This is a genomic window from Rhodococcus sp. MH15, from assembly GCF_019266045.1.
GTDB lineage: Bacteria > Actinomycetota > Actinomycetes > Mycobacteriales > Mycobacteriaceae > Rhodococcus_F > Rhodococcus_F qingshengii.
This window is the reverse complement of sequence record NZ_LPNP01000029.1, coordinates 1-3,892: the sequence shown is the minus strand read 5'-3', so window position 1 is coordinate 3,892 and position 3,892 is coordinate 1. Positions and strand designations below refer to the sequence as shown.

Genomic DNA, 3,892 nt, shown 5'->3' with positions numbered 1-3,892 from the left:
TGCGCTGTTCCACAAGGGCAAGCTCCTCGAACGACCCGTCGAGATCACCCCGGAACCGTCACCGGACACGCCGGTATCCGAGGTCGCCTGACACACCTTAATCCACAGAATTTGACGATTCCTCATCAGCTTTCTTTGTCGGACTCTCACGTGCTGCGCAACGAATAATTTTCACACAATGCGACGAGCGCGGCGGGCAGGTGAAAATTGAGGACTTGTACGAGAGTCTCAACGATGGCGGACTACAAGTCTCTCGGATCGAATAGAAGAACGGCACCCGGCCATCACCGAAACAACCGTATGGCTGAATAGATGATGTTCGAGCGCCCTCTGGTTCCGCTCCCGATCGCGCCGACGGAATCGATCGCCATACCCGTTTGCGGTAGCTAGTTTGACGTCGGCGATCAGACGGCGCGCAAGCGTTTTTCGGGGGAGAGGAAGACGGTTTCGTTGGCCGCTATTCGATGGCCGATGAGGGCGGCTGCTTCCTCTCGTGACAGGCCGGCCTTCGATATCAGCATCTCTCCGATGCTTCGCGCCAATTCCGGGGTTTCTGGCGGGATTTTGTCGGTTCCCGGTTCGTTCACCTTCCATCCTCGTGCGTTCAACGAACGGTAGAAGCGTTGGCGATCGTCTGTGCTGACCTTGCCCATGCGGTATGCGCGCTCGTAGAGCGCCTGCATTGAAACACCCCACACCTGTTTCATTGCAAGCAGTTTCGCGGGTGTGAGATTTCTGAATTCGGACTCGATGATGTGCGCCGGCATCAAGAGTTCGGCCGCGAACTCGTTCGCCTGAGCTTCCATGTCGGCATCGATGTACGTGTTGTGCAGAACCAGGTGCCCGAGTTCGTGTGCGAGTGTCAGCCGCTTGCGATCGGCCGGCAGTGCGCTGTTGAGCATGATGATGGGATAGTCGCTTGCCCATTGCGACAACCCGTCCATGCGGTGCGTACCGAAGTCTTGTTCGACGACGATGACACCGGCTGACTCGACCCATCTGGTGAGATTGCGGACCGCCCCGATCGGCATCTTCCATTGCGCGCGAAGTATCCGTGCCGCGTCGGATGGTGTCGTGTCGTCCGGGTCGAATGTCGGTACATGATTCTGCGGCGTCATCGGGACGCGCTGCAGCAGAAATGCTGCACGCATCCGATACAGGTTCAGCTTCGCTTCTGCCAGTTTCCAATCAGAGGCTTTGGTTGTCTTCTGCCGACGCATGTGGGCGTCGGCAGCGATTGCCCCCTGCAACCTGAACGCATGAGTCAAGAACGGTACCGACACGTCGAGGGCACGACTCATCCGTTCGAGTGTGTCGCTGTCGGGTTCTCGAAGGTTGTTTTCGTAGCGGGACAGCGCTGCTTGTGTGATGCCGAGCTGCTCAGCCAGGTCCTCCTGAGTCATCCCGGCTGCACGCCGCGATGTCAGGATTACGTCGCCGATCTGGTTCATGATCCTTCTACTGTGTCTTCGCTCGTAGCGACAACATCGCTGAGATCGAGCTGGGGCAACTGCGGGTCCACTGGTGTCCACGTGATGCCGGTGGCCTGACCGGACTGGCCCGAGTGCAGCAGAATCGACCAGATAGGTGTGTCTTTGCTGTCACGGAACGACAAGATCGTGTCGCCGATCGCGGCCTCTTCAGGATTCCATATGTATCCCATTGCCAGGCTCCACAATTCGAGATCCGGCAGTTGAGCGGTGGCACTGTTCGTCCAAAATGCGAGTGCGCCGGTGGTCGGGTAGCTCGTAATCTTCAAGTTTTCGGTGTGGCGCTTGATTCGGACCACGTAGTTGGTGCCGATGTGGATTTCCCGAGTCGGTTCGTCGTCCTTGAAGTGGACGTCGCCCTCGTCTGCTGTGCGCAGCATCGAGTCCCAGATGCGTTCGTGGATGAAACCGGCGATGAACCGTTTCGAGAAGTTGACGAACCATTCCGGTCGGAAGTCGCGAAACTCTTCCAGATCGGCACGTGCCTTGTCCACGGACGCTACGAATGCGTCAAGGAACTTCTCGCCCAAGTCGTCGACGACTTTTTGTCGATCCGGGTATGAATTCATACCAGAAAATATACCACCTGCGCTCGATTTTGCTGGTCGATCGAATTTCACCAGCGGCGGCACGGTTCATCCCTCTCAACGGCCTGTTCGCTATTTCGTGCGACGCGGGGTTGCCTCCTGCGGGTCTATGAGTGTTAGTAGACGTTTCCCTTCGGTGGGATGCACGAGGATGGCGTCGGCGTTGTCGAATGCTCGTTGCGCGGAGCCGGGGTGGTATCCGTCGAAGCTGGCTGCGGTAGTAGGCGCTGTCCACTGTGAACCTGGCTGCTCGAGTAGGTGAGGGTTGGCGCGTCGTCGGGTCCACAGGTGTGAACATTGCTCGATTACGGCTTTGATCACTGCATCTACAGATTCGAGGACTCCGTGCATCGAAGCGAGCGCATCTTCGGTGAGGTATGTGTCCGTCAGTGTGTCGGCGGCTCTGAGCGCTGCGCCTTCACTTTGGGCTGGTGTGCGTGGAAGTGGGCGAATCCAGTTGGTAGGGGCGGTGCGGTGGGGTCGATCGTGCATGGTCATTTTCAGCCATTGTGATCGGTGAACGAAGCTATTGCGGGTTTCGAGCGTCCATTGAACCCATCCGGGAGGACCAGCGGCAACGACAGCTGCACGGATACCGCGAAGGAGGGTCTCTTGGGCGTGTGCTCCGTCGGAGGTGTCGGTGGCGAGGGCCTTGCGCAGTTTTCCGCCCGCCGGTCCGGTGAGGCGTGGGTATGTGTCGGAGGTGTCGGATGTGCAGAGCATCCCGAAGTCGGCGCGGAGCACGTTCAATGACAGGGCACTCACTACGATTGTGACGCCGGCGAGGGTATCGAGTGTGGATCCGATCGAACGGAAAAACGCGGTTCGGTGCGCTCCGATCTCCGCCTCTCGGCGCCTGTCGATCTCCTGCCGTTCGTTGAGTTTCGTTAGCTGTCCGCGACCTTCGGTGAGTTTTCGGGTCAGGAAGATGTCTTCTGCGCGTATGCGTTCTTGGTACTGGAAATAGTGAAGTGCGGCTTCGTCAAGATTTGTTGCGACACTCTGAGCTGCACTGACGGCATAGTGGGAGAGTTCGGAGAGTGTGTCGCGCCCGAGCTGGTAGTTGGCCCACCAGCTGATTCCGCCGACCGTATCGTCCAGGTCCTGTCGGATCTCGCCCGCCAGAGCTTTGGCTACAAGTTTGGATCTAAAAACTGGTCTGTCGTAGGTCGGCATGCGATCAGTATCCAGGTGGGGTCAGAGTTGCATCGGGATGAGTCCGGATGTGTTGCGGGAACTGGAGTGTCGACGCGATGTCGACTGCCGGCGGATTTTCGCCGCGGCTAGGGTGCTTGAGCCAGTAGATATGTCAGCTACCGAGGGGATGGAGCGCCGATGGTGGGCTCGGGAAGGTCGATTTTCGGGTGTTTTGAATGTTATTGTGTTTCAGTAACTTTGGATAATCAGTTGGTGGATAATCGGTTTCAGAGATTACGCATGGAAATGTTTTATAGAGGTACCAATTCTGTTGCAGTGGTGATAATTTCGGCGTTTCGTGGTTCTGTGTTGTTTTGCGGTTTGGGGTGGGGTCTTGTAGGATGGGAAGCATGATGACGATGAGTTGGTAGTCGCGAGACAGGGTACCTTCGAGCGACCTCCGTCCCTCCCCAGCCTCGTTTGGTACTTGGGTACCGACTTCACGGTTCCGATCAAATCCTTTGGTGACAAATATAATTCAGGAATTTAGAGGTGCGCAGCGACTCGATCGACGGCAGTCTGTCTGGACCCACCGCGAGCCGCGCAGCGGCTCCCTGGCGGGGAGCGAAGCGAGCCGCTTCCGGTCCCGATGCGGAGCATCGGGAGAGCGCCGCGGTT

General features: G+C 57.8%; 3 protein-coding genes. All 3 read right to left on the bottom strand.

The features are described 5' to 3' along the window. Positions 1–404 precede the first annotated feature (404 nt). The 3 genes from ATN37_RS00305 to ATN37_RS00295 all read right to left on the bottom strand — a co-directional run bounded on the left by ATN37_RS00305 (position 405) and on the right by ATN37_RS00295 (position 3,253). Positions 405–1,451: an ImmA/IrrE family metallo-endopeptidase gene (locus ATN37_RS00305; RefSeq protein WP_021334721.1), complete on the bottom strand. Its 1,047-nt coding sequence runs from the start codon at positions 1,449–1,451 to the stop codon at positions 405–407. Next, positions 1,448–2,059, bottom strand: a complete 612-nt coding sequence (locus ATN37_RS00300; protein ID WP_021334722.1) for a hypothetical protein — start codon at positions 2,057–2,059, stop codon at positions 1,448–1,450. The genes ATN37_RS00305 and ATN37_RS00300 overlap by 4 nt, the downstream gene beginning before the upstream one ends. A gap of 90 nt (positions 2,060–2,149) precedes the next feature. Next, on the bottom strand, positions 2,150–3,253 hold the full coding sequence (locus tag ATN37_RS00295) for a hypothetical protein (RefSeq protein WP_021334723.1): 1,104 nt from the start codon (positions 3,251–3,253) through the stop codon (positions 2,150–2,152). Between the last annotated feature and the right edge of the window lie 639 nt (positions 3,254–3,892).